Genomic DNA, 17637 nt, shown 5'->3' with positions numbered 1-17637 from the left:
ACCCCGAAACCTTACCTGAGTTCCGCCGCCCGTCGCCTCATGGGATCTTTTTGTGGACAGTCGAGTCTACTTTTCGTCGCCGAGCGCCACTTCGAACAGTCTCGCTTCCTGCGATCGGTTCAAAATCACCAATGTGTCGTCCACTTCCGAGACAGCGAATAGCGCTCGTGTCAAGTCGCTAACTATCGGCCAGAATCGCGCGCTGCTCGGCAATTTCGGATTCGGACAGGCGGCACGTGGCTGAGCTGGACGAACTGCGAGAGACTCATCCTGCTTGCGGCAATCTCGTGAGATTAGGCGGTCAGGGAGCGTGACGCACATCGTCCGAAGTATCGCTTATGATGAGATGAGGGTCGTCCGAGCGCCCTGGTGAATATTAGCGCATTTGATAGTATCGCTCCCACTCCGCCAGCCAAGGCACTGTAGCATGTCGGAAAAGCGTCCATTAGAGCCTCCAATCGTGGCCCTTGCCAAGGGCGTTCTGAGCAAGGACGACAGTAGTGTGTCCGACGTTCGCAGCGAGCGGCGCGTTATGACAGCTCTCTGTTATGATCTGGTCGGATCAACCGACCTGCTCGCAGTTCTGGATATCGAGGACTATGAAGAGCTGATGTCGGCCTTTCGGCGTGAGGCAAGACAGGCAATCTCATCATACTCGGGTGTTATCGTGAGCGAGGCCGGCGACGGCGGTGTCGCACTTTTTCCAATAGAGATGGAGGCAAAGGACGCGGCTTCGCAAGCGATCCGGGCAGGACTCGAAATCATTGAAGCGTGCAAGCGGGTCGGGCTGGAGAAAGACCATACGGACCTACATGTTCGGGTCGGGATTGCTACATCCATGACCCTCGTTCACGGGGACGGCGGTGACCCGGCGCATGCCAGCGTCACGGGCCCTGCTTTGGCCATGGCGACGCGGCTCCAGGCGATGGCTCAGCCGGATACAATACTGGTGTCCGACGAGACCCGAAATTTGGCGCGGCGGTCCCACGTTTTCAGTTTTCGTGGCATTCACGTTATTAAGGGCTTCGCGGAGCCGGAGCGGACTTGGCGTGCCTTTAGCCACAAGCGGGACGTTGACCGCTTCTTCGCCTTCGGGCGCTTGAACAATACGTTTATAGGCCGTGGGGACGAATTGGCCACCATCGCCGCATGTTGGCATGATGCCGTCGCCGGCAAGGGCGGCGTCATTTTAGTTCAGGGTGAGGCCGGTATCGGCAAGTCCCGCCTGCTTTATGAAGTCCGCAAGAGGACACGCTTTCAGCGGGCAAAATTGCTGCTTTTTCAATGTCAGCCCGGCGGCTCCCACTCGGCCCTTTATCCTCTGCTGCAAAATGTTCGGAGTGACCTGGCTGGCAAAGAGGGTCGGCTGGAGACTTCAGACGTAGCGGCGGTCTTCGCAAATCAAAGCGTTCACGATGACGAAGTTGTCGACATCTTCTCGTTTCTGCTTGGGGCTGAAGGATCGAATCCCGCTCTGAAGGAGGCTGATCTCAAGGTCATCCGGGAGAAAGCCACCTGGGCAGTTCGCAGAAGCATCGAAGCCATATGCGAACGCGGACCACTCATCCTGGTTGTCGAAGACATACATTGGATCGACCTCACGTCGAGGCAATTGCTGGCGGAACTTGCACTCTTCATTCATCGGGTGCCCGTGCTTCTCATAATGACTGCGCGACCTGGATCTGAGACTTATTCAGGGTTCCGGGACTTGCCGCATATTACTCTGAAGCCGCTCGATCGCGAGGAAACGCGACAGGCAATCATGGCAATGCGGCCGGAAATCGGGTCAGCCGCGCATTCGGAACTCATTGGCATGGTGGAGGAGGTGACCGGGGGCGTGCCTCTTTTCATCGAGGAAATCTGCCAATGGATCGCCGAGAATGCGGCCTCCATAACGGATCGCCTTGCGCCAGCCGGCTCATCAAGCCGAATATCGGTGTTTGAAGGCATCCTTGAAGCCAGGCTGGAAGCCTTGGGCCCTGCAAAGGATGTGGCACGAGCGGCCGCCGTCGCCGGCAATCGTTTCAATCCGGAATTGCTCCGGAAGCTGTTGCCGGAATACAGTGACGAGACGATCGGGAATGCATTGGACACCCTCATCGAGGCGGGATTCCTAATCCGGGTCAGGCCTTCCGGCGAGCCCGACTATGGATTTCGTCATGCCCTGATCGGGGAGACAATCTACAATGCATTGCTGCGGAGGAGACGGCAGGCCCTCCATCAGTCGCTTTTCTCCGCTGTCGCCCGCGACCGAAATCTGGCCCCGTGGCTGGGTACGGCTGAATTGGCAGAACATGCTGAACGCGCTGGCCTTATCGAGGAAGCGATCGATCAGTTTGTGATCGCAGGCACGGAAAGCTCGTCCCGCTCGGCAATGGCGGAAGCAAGGCAGATACTCGAACATGCTTTGGGGCTCTGCGAGCGGGTTGCCGCGACCGACACGCGAGACGCGCTGCGGCTATCGGCAATGGTCGTGCTCGGTCCCATCCTGACCGCTGTCGAGGGGCCGAACTCGGCGCCCGCCCGCAAATTATACGAGGACGGCGTGATGATCGCCCGGCGGCGGCCGGTAGCCGAACGGGCCAAGTGGTTCCCGATCTACTGGGGCTGGTGGTTCACCGATACCGTCATGGACGGCGAGCGCGCGGAAGTCGTGCTCAGCGATCTCAGGGATGTCGAGGATGCCGAAGTGCAACTCCAGGCCAGGCATTGCGTGTGGGCCATCGACTTCAATCTTGGCCGTCACGACCGCTGCATCGCAGCCGTCGACGTCGGGCTTTCGCTCTATGAGCACGGCCAGGGCAAAGCGAATGCTGCGTTGTTCGGCGGGCATGACGCGAGGGTCTGCGGGCTCGCTCACCGCGCCTTGTCCTTGTGGTTCGTCGGAAAGCCGGCAAGCGCGATCCATTCGATGTCGGAAGCCAGGAGCTGGGCGCAGCAAACCGGACATGCCGGCAGCATCGCGCATGCCTACCTCAACGAGGCGATGCTGCATTGCTATCGCCGCGATTTTTCGGCGCTGCGAAGCGTGATAGCGGATCTGCGCCACTTGACGGAGCGCCATCATATGCCCGCCCTCGCCGCCGCAGCGCAAATCTTCGAAGGCTGGTGCGACGGCAACGCCGGCCAGGTCGAGAGCGGCAGGGAAAAAATGCGCCAAGGTCTTGGCCTCCATGGCGAGTTCCAGACACCTGAGGACGAACCGGTCTATTGCGGCATGCTGGCAGAGCTTTTGACACGAACTGCCGAGGTCGATGAGGCGCTCGCGCTGCTGGGCTCGGCTGCGGCGCAGGCCGAGGCCGGCGGCAGCCGCTTCTGGCTGGCAGAGCTCTACCGGCGAAGGGCAGAGCTACTTCTTCTCCAGGGCGACGCGGAGGCGGACGTGATCGCTGCCCTCGAAAAGAGCATCGCCATAGCCGCGGAGCAAAGCGCGGTGCCTTTCCTCGTCAGTGCATACGAGACCCTTCAATCATCAGGCCTGTCACCTGAACTGTCGTCGCGCTATCGCGACCGGGTCGAACGTGCGAAATCCGCTCTCGAGCCGGGCGCCGCACTGATCGTCAATCCCGAACCGGCCGTTCGGCACTAGCCGGCCCTGCAAGAGCATCCGCGATGCTGGAGCGATATGAACGCCTGGGTCCGCCGCCCGACGAGGCGCTGGCGCGGCTGATGAAGATGCGCGAAGCCTTGGGCATCACGCGGATCGCAGACATTACCGGGCTCGACCAGCTCGGCATCCCCGTCGTGCAGGTGACAAGGCCTTTCTCGCTCTCCAACGCGGTCGCGCAAGGCAAGGGCGCCACCCTGACGCAAGCCGCCATATCGGCCATGCTGGAATCGGCTGAGAGCTTCTTTGCAGAGCAGGTGGCGAATTTCGACACAGTCGTCGGCTGCGCCGATCAATTGGGCATCCCGCCCAATCGTTTCGAAAGCCATCTCCAGGACGGCACCGCGCCCGGATGGCGCGGCAGGGAGACGGCGTGGGTAGCCACCGACAATCTTCTCACCGGCAGCCGCGACCTGGTCCCGTTCGAGCTCGTGCACACCGCATATGTGCTGCCGTCACTGCCCCACGACGGCATTTTCGCGGCATCGACGAGCGGTCTGGCCGCAGGCTTCGAGGAGCCGGATGCCATCGTTCATGGCATGCTCGAATGCATCGAACGCGACGCGATCGCCACGGCATACCGGACCCACGGTTTTTTTCACCGTCAACGCATCGATCCCGAGACGATCGATGATCCGTCGCTCCGCGATCTCCTGGAGACTTTGGCGGCCAAAAACGTGCTGGTCGGCCTTTGGCAAGCTCTGTCGCCGTTGGGCATACCGGTGGTGTGGTGCCATCTGCTGGAAGACGAACCGACGGAAACGGTCCTCCTGGATCATCCGGCTGATGGTTCGGCTGCCGGTTTCAGTCCCGCCGGAGCGGCGGCGCAAGCCATCTACGAAGCGGCCCAGGCCCGTCTGGCGGCGATCTCGGGCGCGCGCGATGACCTGACGCGCGCGTTCTATCCAAAATACCCCGATCGGCAGATGATCGCAGCGCATCGCCGGCTCCTTCGCGACGGCCCGCGCAGCGTGGATTTCCGTGCGCTCGCCGACCAGAAGTTCAACACGGCGGCGGACGGGCTGTCGGTCCTCCTGGCAATTCTCGAAGAGAGAGGGTTCGATGCGGTTCACCTGGTCCGGGTGATAACGAAACCGCTCGACGCCCTGTCGGTTGTCAGGATCGTCATCCCTGCCTTGCAGCCGCTCTTGCAGGGGTAGAGACCATGCGCCCGAAACTCGTCTTCACCGGCCCTACCCTGTCCCATGCCGACGCGTTGAAGGTCGTCGATGCGGTATGCCTTCCCCCGGCCGTGCAAGGCTCGATCGTTTCGGCCGTGCAGCGTTTCGACCCGAGTGCGATTCTTGTCATCGACGGCGGTTTTCAGGCGGAGCCCGCGGTTCGGCACAAGGAAATCCTGTGGGCCCTCAGCCGCGGCATTCATGTCGTCGGCGCGGCCAGCATGGGTGCCCTTCGTGCAGCCGAGCTGTTCCCCCATATGCAAGGCGTCGGGCTTATCTACCGATGGTATCGCCGCTTCGCCTTTGCACCCGACGACGCAGTAGCGGTATTACATGGACCGGCCGAGGTGAATTTCGCTCCATTGACGCATGCGCTGATTGACCTGCGTCGGACCCTTCGCGCCGCTTTCCGGCGCGGCGTGATTTCACCCGAACAGCAGGCGAGGCTCGAGGGTGCGGCACAGGCCGTCAACTTTCGCGAGCGCACCCTGGCACGCATGGTCCGGGATGCGCACGACGGCAAGGACGACGTCGAGAAATTGAGCAGGGAGCTCGGTGCGGCTTTCGTCCAGCAAAAAAAGCAAGATGCCCTGCGGGCAGTCGAACTTTTGAGGGAGCAAGCATTTGAAAAAGCGCATCCCATGCCGGAATTACAGCTAACCTCGGCCTTCTCCAAGGATATGGATGATGCGGGGCTGGCGCTGTAGGCCCTGACCCTCTTGGCGGCCCGCGATTTACGCGACGTAAGCGCCGTGATAGCGTGGTAGCGTGAGAGGGGAGCCAGGCAATTGGACGCGGTCGATCGTGTCGTTGCGCAAGATCCGTTGCTGGGAACGCGGTTCCTGGTCTACCCGCAGGTCCCTCACCTTTCGGGTTACGGAACACCCGAAACAGTATGGATTTCTACTCCACCCGATCTGATCCGCTCCGGCCCGGAAGATCACCGCATCTACGTTCGCGATCCGCTCCTCGACAAGGAGCCTTACGACTACCCTTATCTGCCACCATTTGTCGGCGAAATCTTTCCGCCTGCAGAGGCTGGTTTTGACGGCCATTTCGATCAGCTTTCCCTGACCTCGCGGCAGTTCCTTTCTGCGCACGCTTTCGCCTCGGTCAGCCGCGTGCTGGACATCTGGGAAAGCTACCTCGGCAAACCGATTGTCTGGTACTTCGCCGAGACGTACGAGCGGCTCGAAATCATCCCCTTCGTCGACTGGGAGAATGCGCAATCGGGCTATGGCTATCTGGAACTCGGCCGCGAGCGCGGCATCGACGGAGGCAAGTATCCCTATGCGCTCAACTTCGATGTGATCGCACATGAGGTCGGCCACGCAATCTTGTTTTCGCTGTTCGGGACACCAGCCGGCGGCCTGACTCAAGGCGATTTCGGGCCGTTCCACGAAGCCAGCTCGGATCTGGTCTCGCTCTTGTCCTTCCTGAGTTTCGACAGCGGCATGGACCGGCTGCTGCGGCACTGCGATGGCAACCTGCTTGTTCTCAATGAATTGAACCGGATTGCCGAACTGACTGGCGATCGGCAGATCCGCCTCGCCAGCAACGCACGCCGCATGTCGGAGGTGACGGCGGAAATCCATGACAGGTCACGGCCGTTCACGGGGGCTGTGTTCGACACGATCGTCGACGGCTACCACGCGGCATTGGTGCACGAGGGGTTGGCCGACGAGCGGCTGCTGGGGATCGATATCAAGGATGTCGACCAGTCCGACATGCAGCGCATCTCGGATTTCACGTCCCGCGCCTTTCGCGCTCGGCCCTTCATGTTCAAGAGCATGCTGATCAGAGCAAGGGACGAAGTGGCCCTCGCACTTGCTCAGGCATGGCCGCGCCTCGATGCAGATGACCTGACCTTCGAGAATGCCGCTGCCACGCTGGTCGATGTCAGCGACCGGGTGGCGCCCGCGCTTGCGGAAAAGTTTGAAGAAAATTTCAGATGGCGAGAGATTCTATGAACTGATCGATTACAACAAAAAGGAGCGAGCAAAATGAGCGACGACTATCACCGACCGACACTGACGTTTCCATCAGGCGCTTACAACGCAACACAGGTCAGGCTTTACGGCATCGCCCCGGGCGGCGGAGATCTTGTTTACCCCAACCATCCAAAAAACCTTGAGAGCGCAGACTTCGCAATATCAGTTCGATCGCAATCGGATGATGTAAGTCAAAACGACCAATTTCTGCAGCAATTGAGTGATTCAAAAGTTACAAAGGAACAATTTCTTAACCTGATTGCAAATCGAAGGATCAGCGGATTTCCCGATGAGTTTGGCTACGCGACTCAGATTTCCTTAGCCGTGCGAAATATCGGATTCATCGTGATTTCTACTGTTGTGTCATTCGATGAAGCATATAAGAGCGGAAAGGTACTGTCATCTGGAATTATTGTCGGGTATTCATATGAGGGACATTGCTTTGATCTTCCAAAACCGAAGATCATGCTTCTTCCAGTTCTCCCTCAAATGATACCTCTCGACGATTGCGGATATGATAAGAAATTTAATAAGCAGGATAAGCATGGCCCAGAGAAGTATATGCTCTGGATTGTCGATAAGCTTGACGAATGCGTGGAATTCGAAATGAACCAGGGGTTTATCGAGCAGATCGTCCTCGAGGCGAACCTTCCAGGCAAGCGTTCACCGACGATGTACGCATCCAAGATGACGATGGGACACCGTGGCGGAAAGCTGAACGACTAGAGCATTCTGTGATGTGACGGAATCGTGAGGGATTCCCAAAAACCCGCCCATTGGCACGTCGTTGCCGCCGATCACCGCACGCACTGCAGGGAGGTCTTTCGAAGCCAGAATTTTTGAGTTAAGTCTGCGTCCAGTGCTTTTGACGAGAAGGAGAAATTGACGGACAAAGGCCCAACCAGTTTCACCGGAACGCTATGACGTTGGCAGAGATCGATGCATCTACTTGTGAAGAAGTAGATTCAAATGGTTGATATTTAATACTATGGTGGCCCGGAGGGACGTCGTCTTTCCAACAAAAACGCAGCCCACGGTTCGCCAGATAGAATTGCCTAACCGAGCCCTGAAACATTGCTAAGTCATTGATATGTAACAATCTGGTGAGCCCGGAGGGCGTGCGGAAACATTGATTTCATTGGCTTTTTCGTGGGCCAGAATCGTCAACCTTCCCCGCATTGTTCCGTATGGTTCCGCGCCCCGATGACGGCCGCGTAGCTGTTTTCGACGGCCAGGGGCGTAGCTGTAGGCTCTAGAAGATAATCGTGCTGACAGTTCTTTCGGCTTTGCTCCAAGATCGTCCGGCCGAGCTTCGTCAGCGGCGTCGCTATCCAGCCCCACGCGATGGCGTTGATCCTGATTCCGTCCGGAGCCTAGGCCATCTCGAGTGACCTGGTCAGCGGTGTTATACCCCATCGCCCACCGGACCACGGAGGGTCCGCGGCCCGGCCCGTCGCTCAGTGCTTGAATTGAGCGACGTTATCCTTGGTGAGGCGCATCACACCAGTCTCGACCTTTTCCGGCAAGGGGTTGACGCCGGCCGCCTTGTAGTCCGGCACGACCTTCATCCCGTCCGTGTTCAGCCAATGAAGCAGATGCACGGCGAGAAACGCTTCGACGTAGGATTTTTGAACGACGGCGCCGACGATGGTTCCGTCCTCGATGTAGGGAAGCATGTCGTCGTTCCGGTCCATGGCGACAATCTTGACCTGGCCTTGGCGGCCGGTCTCATTCACCGCAATGGCAGCACCCTTGCCGCTGTCGCCGTCGGTGCCGCCAATACCGACCACGTCGGCGTGAGCAAGAAGTGACTGGCTGTAGGCCGTGGGGGCATAAGACGGGTCCGCCTTGTCGTTGACCACATCGACCACTTCGATTTCAGGCGCGGATTCCTTGAAGTAGGCCTTGTAACCTTCGACCCGCTCCAGAACCGAAGGCGCGGGGAACGAACCCAGGATCACCTTGCCTTTGCCGCCGATCGCCTCGGCAAGCATCTTGCCCCCGACCTTGCCGGCTTCGAGGTTCGAGATGCCAAGATAGACGGCGCGCTTGGTGCCCGGCGCGTCGCCGATGATCATGGCGACCGAAATTCCGGCATCGACGGCGCGGTCGATGCCGGCCGCAAGCGAGGGGGCGTCGCCAGGAAAGATCAGGAGGCCGGCTGGCTTCCGGGCGATCAGCTCATCGAGTTGTCGCGCCTGGGCGGCGGTGTCAAAGTCGAGCGGGCCGGTGAAGCTGGTCTTGATATTCAGCAATCTGGCGGCGTCTTCGAGGGCCTTGCGGTGGTCCACCCAGAACGGCACCTGCGTGACGATGGAGAGAAACACGTATTCCATGCCCTCGCCCTGGGCGAGCGCTTCATCGCTGAATTGGGGTACGAGGCCGAGCCCCGTCCCGGCGAGGCCAATGCCGCCGAGCTTCATCAGGCTGCGGCGGTCGAGATCGAGTGTCGTCATCACTTTCCTCCTTCTTCGGTTGGGGCCTGATGGGCCCCTGGCTTAGTCGTCGCGGCGGCGCACCAGCATGTCGAGCGCAACGGCCACGACAAGAACGGCACCGGTGACGATCATCTGCCAGTAGATCGACACGGCGAGCATGGTCATGGCGTTGTTGATCAGGGCGACGAAGACGACGCCGAGAAACGCGCCGAGGACAGTGCCCTCCCCGCCGCGCAGACTTGCGCCGCCGATCACGGCCGCCGCCAGCACCTGTAGTTCGAGCGCATTGCCGGCCGTAGGCGTGCCGCTCATCAGCCGCGAGGCGAGGAGGACGCCGGCAAGCGCGGCGAGCAGACCGCTCAGCATGTAGGCGAGCGTGCGGACGCGATCGACGGCCAAACCCGACAGGCGCGCCGCCTTCTCGTTCGAGCCGATGTAGTAGAGTTGCCGGAAGAAGCTTCCATGCCGCATGGCGAGGTCGAAGACGACCACTAATGCGAGCGCGGTCCAAAGAAGGAACGGCACGCCGAGAATCTCGGCGCGGCCGGCCCACCCGAAGGCAGGCGGTAGATTGATGAGCGAGAATCCTTCGGTCAGCACCAAGGCTATCCCGCGGGCGATCGACATCGAGCCGAGTGTGGCGACCAGGGGATTGACGCCTATCCTGGTGACGACGATGCCGTTGGCAAGGCCGATGACGGCGCCCAGGGCAAGCGCACCAAGGATCGCCAATGGGATGGAGGCACCGCTCAGCAGAAGAAGCGCCGTCACGGTGCTCGCCAGCGCCAGCACGGAGCCGACCGACAGATCGAATCCGCCGGAGACCAGAAGCACCGTCATACCCACGGCGATGATGACGGTCGGCGCCATGCCGATGGCAATCGCATGGAAGTTCGCGAGCGACAGGAAGACCGGCGAAGCCAGCGACATTCCGACGATGATCGCGACGATAAGAACCAGGAGCATCAACTCGCGCGTCTCGACGAAGCGCCGAAAGACACGGCTGCCGACGCGCGAAGACCATCGACCGACCTCGTCGACACTCATGCCGCCTCCCCTTCGAGCTTGTGACCGGTGCCTGAGGCAAGAGCCATCACGATCTCTTCCGTTGCCGAAGGTGTAGGGAGATCGCCGACGATCTGCCCCTCGCGCATGACGACGATCCGATCGGAGATGGCGAAGAGTTCCGGAAGGTCGGAAGAGATCAAGAGAACCGCTTCGCCGGCTGCGGCGAGGCGGCGGATTTCCTTGTGGATCTCTCCTTTCGCTTCGACGTCGACGCCCCTGGTTGGCTCATCGATCACGACGATTGCCGGGTCGCTCGCAAGCCACTTCGACAGCATCAGTTTCTGCTGGTTGCCGCCGCTGAGTTTTCCAGCCGCCGCCTCAAGGCTCGGCACCCGTATCCGGAAGCGTTCGACCGCCCTACCCGCCGCCGCTGTCGCCGCCGCCCTCTCAATCCAACCGAGCCGCGCAAAGCTGCGAAGCGCAGTCACGACGAAATTATCGGTGACCGACATCGACAGGAACAGGCCTTCCGCTTTGCGATCGTCCGGCACATAGGCGATGCCGCGGGCCATCGCGTCGCGGAGACCACGCAAGCGCGTCGGACGGCCTTTGACCTCGATCGCAGTTCCTCCAGACGGCTGCCGCAGGCCGACGAGGCTGCGTGCAAGCTCGCTGCGGCGCGATCCCATCAGGCCCGCGAGACCGACGACCTCACCGAACCGTATTTCAAGTTCGAGATGCCGCGATTTGCCCTCGGCTCCGTTGCCGCGGACTGCAAGCGCCACCGGACCCTGTACGAGCGTCGCCTCGGCCGTGAAGATTTCGAGCTTCCGGCCGACCATGGCGCGCACGACGTCGTCGATCGACGTCTCCGCCACCGCGCGCGTGGTCATCCTTTCACCGTCGCGCAGCACGGTGACGCGGTCGGCGATCCGGAAGACCTCGGCCATATGATGGCTCACATAGACGATGCCCATGCCCCGGCTCTTAAGCCGGGCAATGATGGCAAACAGCGCCGCGACCTCATTGGAGGTGAGCGCCGAAGTGGGTTCATCGAGGAGAAGGATGCGAGCGTCGAGCGACAGCGCCTTGGCAATCTCGACGAGCTGGCGCGTGCCGGCAGGCAAGCGGTCAACCGGGCGATCGACATCGATTTCGATGCCGAAGGCGGAGAGGATCTGCTGTGTCCGCCGTCGGAGCTCGCTCCAGCGTATGATTCCGCAGGCGGTTGGAGCCCGGCCGACAAAGACGTTCTCGGCGACCGTCAAGGCCCCGGCGAGGCTGAGCTCTTGGAAGACCGTGCTGATGCCGAGCGCCTGCGCTTTGGATGGTTCGTTAATGGTGACCGCCCGCCCGTCTATGTTGATCGTACCCTTGTCGGGCGCGACCACACCGGAGAGGATGGCGAGGAGTGTCGATTTCCCGGCACCATTTTCGCCGACAAGCGCATGCACCTCGCCCTGCCTCAGATCGAAATCGACGTCGCCAAGGGCCCGCGTCGTGCCGTACCACTTCGTGATGCCGCTGAGCTCGAGGAGCGGTGCCGCCATCAGCTCGCCTCCGGAATTCCTTTATCTGCGGCGGCAATGTCCTCGATTCCGTTGGAATAGGTCTCGCGCGTCCGTCCGATATGGATATCCAGAACCGCTATCGTTGCGTCTGCGTCGCCACGCCGGATGGTGTCGAGCATCTGTCGATGCTCCTGGAACGACAGCTTCGTGTGAAGCGGCTTGCCGGCAAGGTGGGTCCGGAGCGCTGCGATCTTGCCGACATAGCGCGCATAGCTGTCGCGGAGATAGCTATTGCCGCAGTGCTCGAAGAAGGCCGCGTGATAGCGGGTGTCCAGGGACAGATAGAGCCGCTGGTCGCCGTGCCGCTGCGCGGCTGCCATGCCGCGCACAATGTCTTCAAGCTCCGCCGCGAAGCCATCCGGACCGCGCGCGATGGCGAGCCTCAGCGCCGCCGTTTCTACCGCACTCCGGAATTCACAGATCTGATGAACCTCGCGAGCGCTCAGCGTGAAGACGAAGGCGCCGCGCTGCGGATAGATCAGCACTAGGCCCTCGGCGCGGAGCTGGGCGAGCGCCTCTCTGACGGGAGTCTTCGACACGCCGAGATCGTCGGCGAGCTGACGCTCAGAGAGAGGCTGACCCAACGCGAGGTCACCGTGGACGATCGACTCGCGGAGCTGGTGGAGCACGGTTTCCGCAAGCGATTTGGGTCGCTTGATCCTGGCGACGGGAAGCCGGCCGCTGATTTTGGTATTGCCTGCCATCTGCAAGGTGATATACCAGACACCAGAAAGTTCGGCAACAAGAAGCGGCTTCGCTGACGGCCCGTTACGAAGCCAAGGTACGTGCTCCGGGGAGGAGACATGGACAGAGCCGAGCTCGCGCTCGACTGCCGTAACCTGCACGGCGAGGGAATTCTGTGGAACCACCATGACCGCCGGGTCTGGTGGACGGACATCCACGGGAAGCGTCTGTGGTGGCTCGAACCCTCATCAGGTACTTCGGGTTCAATCGCCATGGCGGACCGCGTCTGCTGCTTCGCGCCCCGCGATAAAGGCGGTTTCATTCTCGCCCTCGCAAAGGAGGTGGCGTTCTTCGACCCCGGCACCGGCGAACTCGCGACGATCCATCGCTTCGAGCCCGACAAACTGGCGACGCGCCTCAATGACGGCCGCACGGATCGCCAGGGCCGATTCATCGCTGGCGGAATGAACGAGGGTTCCGGACCGGAAAAATCGACCGTGTTGCGGATCGATCCCGACGAATCGGTAACGACGATCATTACCGGCGTTGGCTGCGCCAACTCGACCTGTTTCTCGCCCGACGGGCGCCGCATGTATTTCGCCGACACCTCCGTCGGAACCATCTGGGTCTACGACTACGATCCGGGCACCGGGGTTCCAGGCAACCGACAAGTCCTCAACGATTTCAAGGGAGAGCCGGGCATTCCGGACGGCTCGTGCGTCGACGCTGAAGGCGCCGTGTGGAATGCCGAATGGGAAGGCCGGCGAGTCGTCCGCATCCTACCCGACGGGAGCATCGACCGGGTGGTCGAGGTGCCGGTGTTGAAGCCGACCTGCTGCGCTTTCGGCGGGCCTGAACTCGAGACTCTCTACATCACCACATCGCGACTGGAGGCGACGCGGGAGCAGATCGCCGCCGAGCCGACGGCCGGCTCTCTCTTCGCTTTCAAACCCGGCGTGCGCGGCCTCGTGGACGCGCCGTTCGCCGGATAGAACCCGTCAAGCGTCCAAGGGAGGAAAGACATGAGCTTCAGCTTTCGATCGTTGATCGCGATAGCAGCGACAAGCGCGGTCGTAGTACTCACGGCGACCGGTATTGCCCTCGCCATCGACTACGCCGCACCACAACCGCTTCAACCGGGCGCACAGGCGCCGATCACCAAGGGCGCCGGCAAGGACAAGTTCCGCATCGCCTACATGCCGCCGGCGACCGAGTTCAACTACTACATCGCCATCGGTGAGGGCCTCAAAGCCGCAGCGGCCGAGAAGGGCAATGTTGAGACCTTCATGCTCGCCCCGCAAAGCGGCGCCGACATCAACGGCCAGATGGGCATGATCCAGGACGTGATCACCCAGGGCGTCGACGCCATCGTCCTGTCGACCCATGACGAGGCGGCCGCCGCTCCGCTCGTCAAGCAAGCCGTCGACAAAGGCATCTCCGTCGTCATCGTCAACTCCGACATCGCCAACTTTCCGACCCCGGTCCATGCTGTGGTCGGCTATTCGCAACGCAAAGGCACGCATAAGATCGGCGAATACCTCCTTGAGAGGCTCGGTGATAAATCGGTCAAAGCCGCGGTCATCGAAGGCCAGCCCGGCTATCATTCGACAGAGCGCGTCGGCGGCTTCCTCGACGCCGTCAAGGGCAAGCCGAATGTGGATATTGTTGCGAGCATTCCCGGCGGCTGGAATGTTGAGGGCGGCAACACCGCCGGCATGGACCTGCTCCAGGGTCATCCGGATGTTAACGTCATCTTTGCCGCGAACGACTACATGATCATGGGTGCCCAACTCGCCGCTAAGTCGCTCGGTCGAAACGATTTGATCCTGCTTGGCAATGATGGCGACACCGCCGCTCTCGAGGAGATCAGCAAAGGCACGGTCACCGCGACTGTCAATACGACACCATTCGTCATGGGCCAGATTGCGTTGCAGGTCGCGATCGACGTGCTCGACGGCAATTTCGCAGGAGGCTTTGTCGAAACACCGACAACGATTGTCGACAAGGCCAATGTACTGCCGGTTCTGCAGGCGCCCGACAAGCTCTATCCGAAGCCGTCGATGCAGTATTGAGACGAACTCATGTTCCTTAAGCAGCACCTCCCTCGCTCGGCCGGACAACCCGGTCGGGCGAAGCAAGGATCGCGTGGAGAGCCATGGAAGAGAGCGTTCCCGTCTGGGAGCTGAGGAACGTGACCAAGCGTTTCCCCGGCGTTGTGGCGAACGATTCCGTGTCGCTCAGCCTCGTTGCCGGGCGGATTCACGGCCTGCTCGGCGAGAATGGCTGCGGTAAGTCCACACTTGTCAAGGTGCTGTGCGGGGTGCATCAGCCCGATTCGGGCGAGATCCTGTGTGCGGGCCGGCCGGTCGTGCTTTCCGACCCGATCGCCGCGCGGCGCGCAGGGATCGCCACGGTCTTTCAGGAGTTCTCGCTCGTCCAAACGCTATCGGTCGCGGAGAACATCTATCTCGGCCGGCTTCCGCGAAACCGATGGCGCATAGACTGGCCGGCAATGCGCGAAGGAGCCCGGCGCGTGCTTGGCCGCATCCACGTCGCGATCGACCCGGACGCGATCGTGGGCGAACTCTCAACCGCCGGCCAGCAACTCGTGGAGATCGCCAAGGCGATCGCGGCCAACGCCTCGATGATCATTCTCGACGAGCCGACCACCGCCCTCGGCCCCGACGAGATCGCCGAGCTCCATCGCCTTCTCCTGCGCCTCAGGGACGATGGCAGGATCATCCTCTACATCTCGCATCGCCTAGACGAGGTCGTTGAACTCGTCGACGAAGCAACGATCCTCAAGGATGGGCGCGTGGTATCCAACGCAGCGGAAACGCCGGTCGAGATCAGGGCCATTGTCCGTAAGATGGTCGGCCGCGTCGACGAACACTTTCCCAAGGCGGCGAATGCCACGGGTGACGCCCTCCTCGACGTGCGCTCCATCCACACGAGCAACCGCGTCGCCGGCGCTAGCTTTACGGTTGGCCGCGGCGAGGTCTTCGGCCTTGGCGGCGTGCTCGGCTCCGGCCGCACCGAAATCGCCCGCGCCCTGTTCGGGGTCGATGTGCTTCGGCAAGGCGAAATCCGGCTCCGCGGCAAATCGCTCAAGCTTCTGTCCTCGCGCGACGCGATCGCCGCCGGGATCGCGCTCGTGCCGGAGAATCGAAAATCCGACGGGCTCTTCTTCAATTTCAGCGGGCTCGAGAACATCTCGATCGCCGGGCTCGGCCGGTTCACGCACAGAGCCATGCTCGACCACGCCCGCGAACGACGCCTTGCCCAAGGCCTGATTCGGAGCCTCAGAATCACGCCGACTGCCGGGACGGCGCTGGTCGGCGAGCTTTCCGGCGGCAACCAGCAGAAGATCGTGATTGCCCGGTGGCTGTTCGCGCAGGCTGAGCTTTTCGTTCTCGACGAGCCGACCCAGGGTATCGATGTCGGGGCCAAGATCGCCGTCTATCAGCTTATCAACGAGCTTACAGCCGCCGGCAAGGGCGTCATCCTGATCAGCTCCGACTATGACGAGCTGCTCGCGATGAGCGACCGGATCGGCATTGTAAGCCGCGGAAGGATAGTCGCAATCCGCGATGCCAGGAGCCTCGACAAGGCCGACCTGGTCAAGGCCTCCGCTGACCAAGAGGAACTTGCCGCATGAAGCGGTTGGTGAGCAACCAGATCGTCGGTCCGCTTGCTGCCCTTCTCCTGGTGGCTGTCTTCGTCGCGCTCACCACCAACCGCTTTCTCGATGTCGGCAATCTGTCCAACCTCATTCTGCAGGTGAGCATCGTTGCGATCGTTGCGATCGGCTCGACCATCGTGATCATCACCGGCGGCATTGACCTTTCCCCCGGTTCGGCCATCGCATTGATGACTATGGTTTTCGCCATGGCGATCAAATTCGGGGGCGTGCCGCTCCCGTTGGCGATTTTGCTCGTGCTTCTAATCGGCGTGCTCCTTGGCGCCGTGAACGGCGTCCTCACCGCCTACCTTCGTATCCCGTCGTTCATCACCACGCTCGCGGCGCTCTCGGCGTTCCGCGGCACCGCCTTCATGCTCAACAACGGCTCGCCGGTATTCTCCGTGCACCCGATGCTCGAGCCGATCTTCTACGGCTCGCTTCTCGGAGTGCCACTACCGCTCTTCTACGTCGTCAGTCTCTACGCATTCGCCTTCTTCGTCATGCGCTACACCGCCTTCGGCCGCACGAACTACGCGGTTGGCGGTAACCCGCAAGCGGCGGCGCTCTCCGGGCTCAATGTCGCCCGGACGCGCTTCCTTGCCTTCGTCATTGCCGGCGCGATGGCGGGGGTCGGCGCCGTGCTTATGGCCGCACGGCTCAATTCCGGCTCGCCCAATTATGGCGTTGGGATGGAGCTCTCGGCGATCGCCGCCGCAGTGATCGGCGGCGCAAGTCTCGCCGGCGGTCGGGGCGAGATCGTGAGCACTGTGATCGGCGCACTCACCATCGTCATCGTCCAGAACGCGCTCAACCTCAACGCCGTGCCGGCTTCAGCCCAGAACGTCATCATCGGCGCGATCATCGTGACCGCGGTCGGTGTAGACATGTGGCGCGCCGAGATCGGCCGCGCACTCGCCTTCATCGTCGGCGCGCTCACCTCGCCAGGACAAAAAGGAAAGGTAGATCAATGACTGCCATAACCTTCTCCCACATCGGCATTACGGTCCCTGACCTCGAAAGAGCCGTTGAATTCTATTCGATGGCCTTCGACTGTTATGTGATCATGGGGCCGACCAAGGTCTCCCAAGACGACAGCGCCATCGGCCAGATGTGCGACGACGTCTTCGGAGCCGGCTGGGGAAGTTTCCGGATCGCCCACCTCTCGACCGGCGACGGCATCGGCATCGAGCTCTTCGAGTTCCCCAAAACCCGTCCGGAGGAGCGGCCCTTCGAATATTGGCGTCCGGGCATCTTCCACATCTGCCTGCAGGACCAGCATCTCGAAGAGCGCGTCAAGCGCATCGAGGCCCTCGGCGGCCGCCGGCGGATGAGCCAGGTCCGCTACTACTATCCGGGCGAAAAGCCTTACCGCATGGTCTATTGCGAGGATCCCTTCGGCAATATCATCGAGCTCTACAGTCACTCCTATGAGCTCACTTATTCGGCCGGCGCCTACGTCTGAAGCGCAGGAGAGA

At 61.3% G+C, this 17637-nt stretch carries 14 protein-coding genes; 10 read left to right on the top strand and 4 right to left on the bottom strand.

Going from position 1 to position 17637, the window contains the following annotated elements:
- Positions 1 to 427 precede the first annotated feature (427 nt).
- The 5 genes from AU465_RS35440 (at position 428) to AU465_RS35420 (ending at position 7505) form a co-directional block, all read left to right on the top strand.
- Positions 428 to 3589: an ATP-binding protein gene (locus AU465_RS35440; RefSeq protein ID WP_192258064.1), complete on the top strand. Its 3162-nt coding sequence runs from the start codon at positions 428 to 430 to the stop codon at positions 3587 to 3589.
- Between the two features lie 23 nt (positions 3590 to 3612).
- The gene (locus AU465_RS35435) at positions 3613 to 4767 is read left to right on the top strand and encodes a YcaO-like family protein (protein ID WP_192258062.1); all 1155 of its coding nucleotides are present in this window, start codon (positions 3613 to 3615) and stop codon (positions 4765 to 4767) included.
- A gap of 5 nt (positions 4768 to 4772) precedes the next feature.
- Positions 4773 to 5495, top strand: a complete 723-nt coding sequence (locus AU465_RS35430) for a TfuA-like protein (RefSeq protein WP_192258060.1) — start codon at positions 4773 to 4775, stop codon at positions 5493 to 5495.
- 81 nt (positions 5496 to 5576) lie between these two features.
- Positions 5577 to 6758: a gluzincin family metallopeptidase gene (locus tag AU465_RS35425; protein WP_192258058.1), complete on the top strand. Its 1182-nt coding sequence runs from the start codon at positions 5577 to 5579 to the stop codon at positions 6756 to 6758.
- A 33-nt stretch (positions 6759 to 6791) separates the two neighbouring features.
- Positions 6792 to 7505 carry a hypothetical protein gene (locus tag AU465_RS35420; RefSeq protein ID WP_192258056.1) on the top strand — a complete coding sequence of 238 codons (714 nt, stop codon included), beginning with the start codon at positions 6792 to 6794 and terminating at the stop codon, positions 7503 to 7505.
- A 731-nt stretch (positions 7506 to 8236) separates the two neighbouring features.
- Here the strand turns inward: AU465_RS35420 and AU465_RS35415 are convergent.
- Genes AU465_RS35415 through AU465_RS35400 form a run of 4 tightly spaced genes read right to left on the bottom strand, consistent with a single transcriptional unit; the run spans position 8237 to position 12500 of the window.
- Positions 8237 to 9235: a substrate-binding domain-containing protein gene (locus tag AU465_RS35415; RefSeq protein ID WP_192258054.1), complete on the bottom strand. Its 999-nt coding sequence runs from the start codon at positions 9233 to 9235 to the stop codon at positions 8237 to 8239.
- Between the two features lie 42 nt (positions 9236 to 9277).
- Positions 9278 to 10264 (bottom strand): ABC transporter permease, encoded by a 987-nt coding sequence (locus AU465_RS35410; protein ID WP_192258052.1) that lies wholly within the window; start codon positions 10262 to 10264, stop codon positions 9278 to 9280.
- Positions 10261 to 11775 carry a sugar ABC transporter ATP-binding protein gene (locus AU465_RS35405; protein WP_192258050.1) on the bottom strand — a complete coding sequence of 505 codons (1515 nt, stop codon included), beginning with the start codon at positions 11773 to 11775 and terminating at the stop codon, positions 10261 to 10263. Before AU465_RS35405 ends, AU465_RS35410 begins: the two co-directional genes overlap by 4 nt.
- Positions 11775 to 12500, bottom strand: coding sequence for a GntR family transcriptional regulator (locus AU465_RS35400; protein WP_192258068.1), 726 nt, complete (start codon positions 12498 to 12500; stop codon positions 11775 to 11777). The genes AU465_RS35405 and AU465_RS35400 overlap by 1 nt, the downstream gene beginning before the upstream one ends.
- A 99-nt stretch (positions 12501 to 12599) precedes the next feature.
- Between AU465_RS35400 and AU465_RS35395 the strand changes: the two genes are divergently transcribed.
- From AU465_RS35395 to AU465_RS35375, 5 genes are all read left to right on the top strand, one after another.
- Positions 12600 to 13472 carry an SMP-30/gluconolactonase/LRE family protein gene (locus AU465_RS35395; RefSeq protein ID WP_192258048.1) on the top strand — a complete coding sequence of 291 codons (873 nt, stop codon included), beginning with the start codon at positions 12600 to 12602 and terminating at the stop codon, positions 13470 to 13472.
- Between the two features lie 30 nt (positions 13473 to 13502).
- Positions 13503 to 14552 (top strand): sugar ABC transporter substrate-binding protein, encoded by a 1050-nt coding sequence (locus tag AU465_RS35390; protein ID WP_192258046.1) that lies wholly within the window; start codon positions 13503 to 13505, stop codon positions 14550 to 14552.
- An 83-nt stretch (positions 14553 to 14635) separates the two neighbouring features.
- A complete protein-coding gene (locus AU465_RS35385; RefSeq protein ID WP_192258044.1) occupies positions 14636 to 16138 on the top strand; it encodes a sugar ABC transporter ATP-binding protein in 1503 nt (500 codons plus the stop codon).
- Positions 16135 to 17133: an ABC transporter permease gene (locus AU465_RS35380; RefSeq protein WP_192258042.1), complete on the top strand. Its 999-nt coding sequence runs from the start codon at positions 16135 to 16137 to the stop codon at positions 17131 to 17133. The genes AU465_RS35385 and AU465_RS35380 overlap by 4 nt, the downstream gene beginning before the upstream one ends.
- Positions 17130 to 17624 carry a lactoylglutathione lyase family protein gene (locus AU465_RS35375; RefSeq protein ID WP_192258040.1) on the top strand — a complete coding sequence of 165 codons (495 nt, stop codon included), beginning with the start codon at positions 17130 to 17132 and terminating at the stop codon, positions 17622 to 17624. Before AU465_RS35380 ends, AU465_RS35375 begins: the two co-directional genes overlap by 4 nt.
- Positions 17625 to 17637: the final 13 nt, after the last annotated feature.

It is taken from the genome of Mesorhizobium silamurunense, assembly GCF_014843905.1.
Classification (GTDB): domain Bacteria; phylum Pseudomonadota; class Alphaproteobacteria; order Rhizobiales; family Rhizobiaceae; genus Mesorhizobium; species Mesorhizobium silamurunense.
This window is presented reverse-complemented; position numbering and strand designations above follow the sequence as displayed.

Coding starts and splice junctions, on each gene's coding strand:
- AU465_RS35440 (WP_192258064.1), top strand. CDS start 428: ATGTCGGAAAAGCGTCCATTAGAGCCTCCAATCGTGGCCCTTGCCAAG.
- AU465_RS35435 (WP_192258062.1), top strand. CDS start 3,613: ATGCTGGAGCGATATGAACGCCTGGGTCCGCCGCCCGACGAGGCGCTG.
- AU465_RS35430 (WP_192258060.1), top strand. CDS start 4,773: ATGCGCCCGAAACTCGTCTTCACCGGCCCTACCCTGTCCCATGCCGAC.
- AU465_RS35420 (WP_192258056.1), top strand. CDS start 6,792: ATGAGCGACGACTATCACCGACCGACACTGACGTTTCCATCAGGCGCT.
- AU465_RS35415 (WP_192258054.1), bottom strand. CDS start 9,235: ATGACGACACTCGATCTCGACCGCCGCAGCCTGATGAAGCTCGGCGGC.
- AU465_RS35410 (WP_192258052.1), bottom strand. CDS start 10,264: ATGAGTGTCGACGAGGTCGGTCGATGGTCTTCGCGCGTCGGCAGCCGT.
- AU465_RS35405 (WP_192258050.1), bottom strand. CDS start 11,775: ATGGCGGCACCGCTCCTCGAGCTCAGCGGCATCACGAAGTGGTACGGC.
- AU465_RS35400 (WP_192258068.1), bottom strand. CDS start 12,500: ATGGCAGGCAATACCAAAATCAGCGGCCGGCTTCCCGTCGCCAGGATC.
- AU465_RS35395 (WP_192258048.1), top strand. CDS start 12,600: ATGGACAGAGCCGAGCTCGCGCTCGACTGCCGTAACCTGCACGGCGAG.
- AU465_RS35390 (WP_192258046.1), top strand. CDS start 13,503: ATGAGCTTCAGCTTTCGATCGTTGATCGCGATAGCAGCGACAAGCGCG.
- AU465_RS35385 (WP_192258044.1), top strand. CDS start 14,636: ATGGAAGAGAGCGTTCCCGTCTGGGAGCTGAGGAACGTGACCAAGCGT.
- AU465_RS35380 (WP_192258042.1), top strand. CDS start 16,135: ATGAAGCGGTTGGTGAGCAACCAGATCGTCGGTCCGCTTGCTGCCCTT.
- AU465_RS35375 (WP_192258040.1), top strand. CDS start 17,130: ATGACTGCCATAACCTTCTCCCACATCGGCATTACGGTCCCTGACCTC.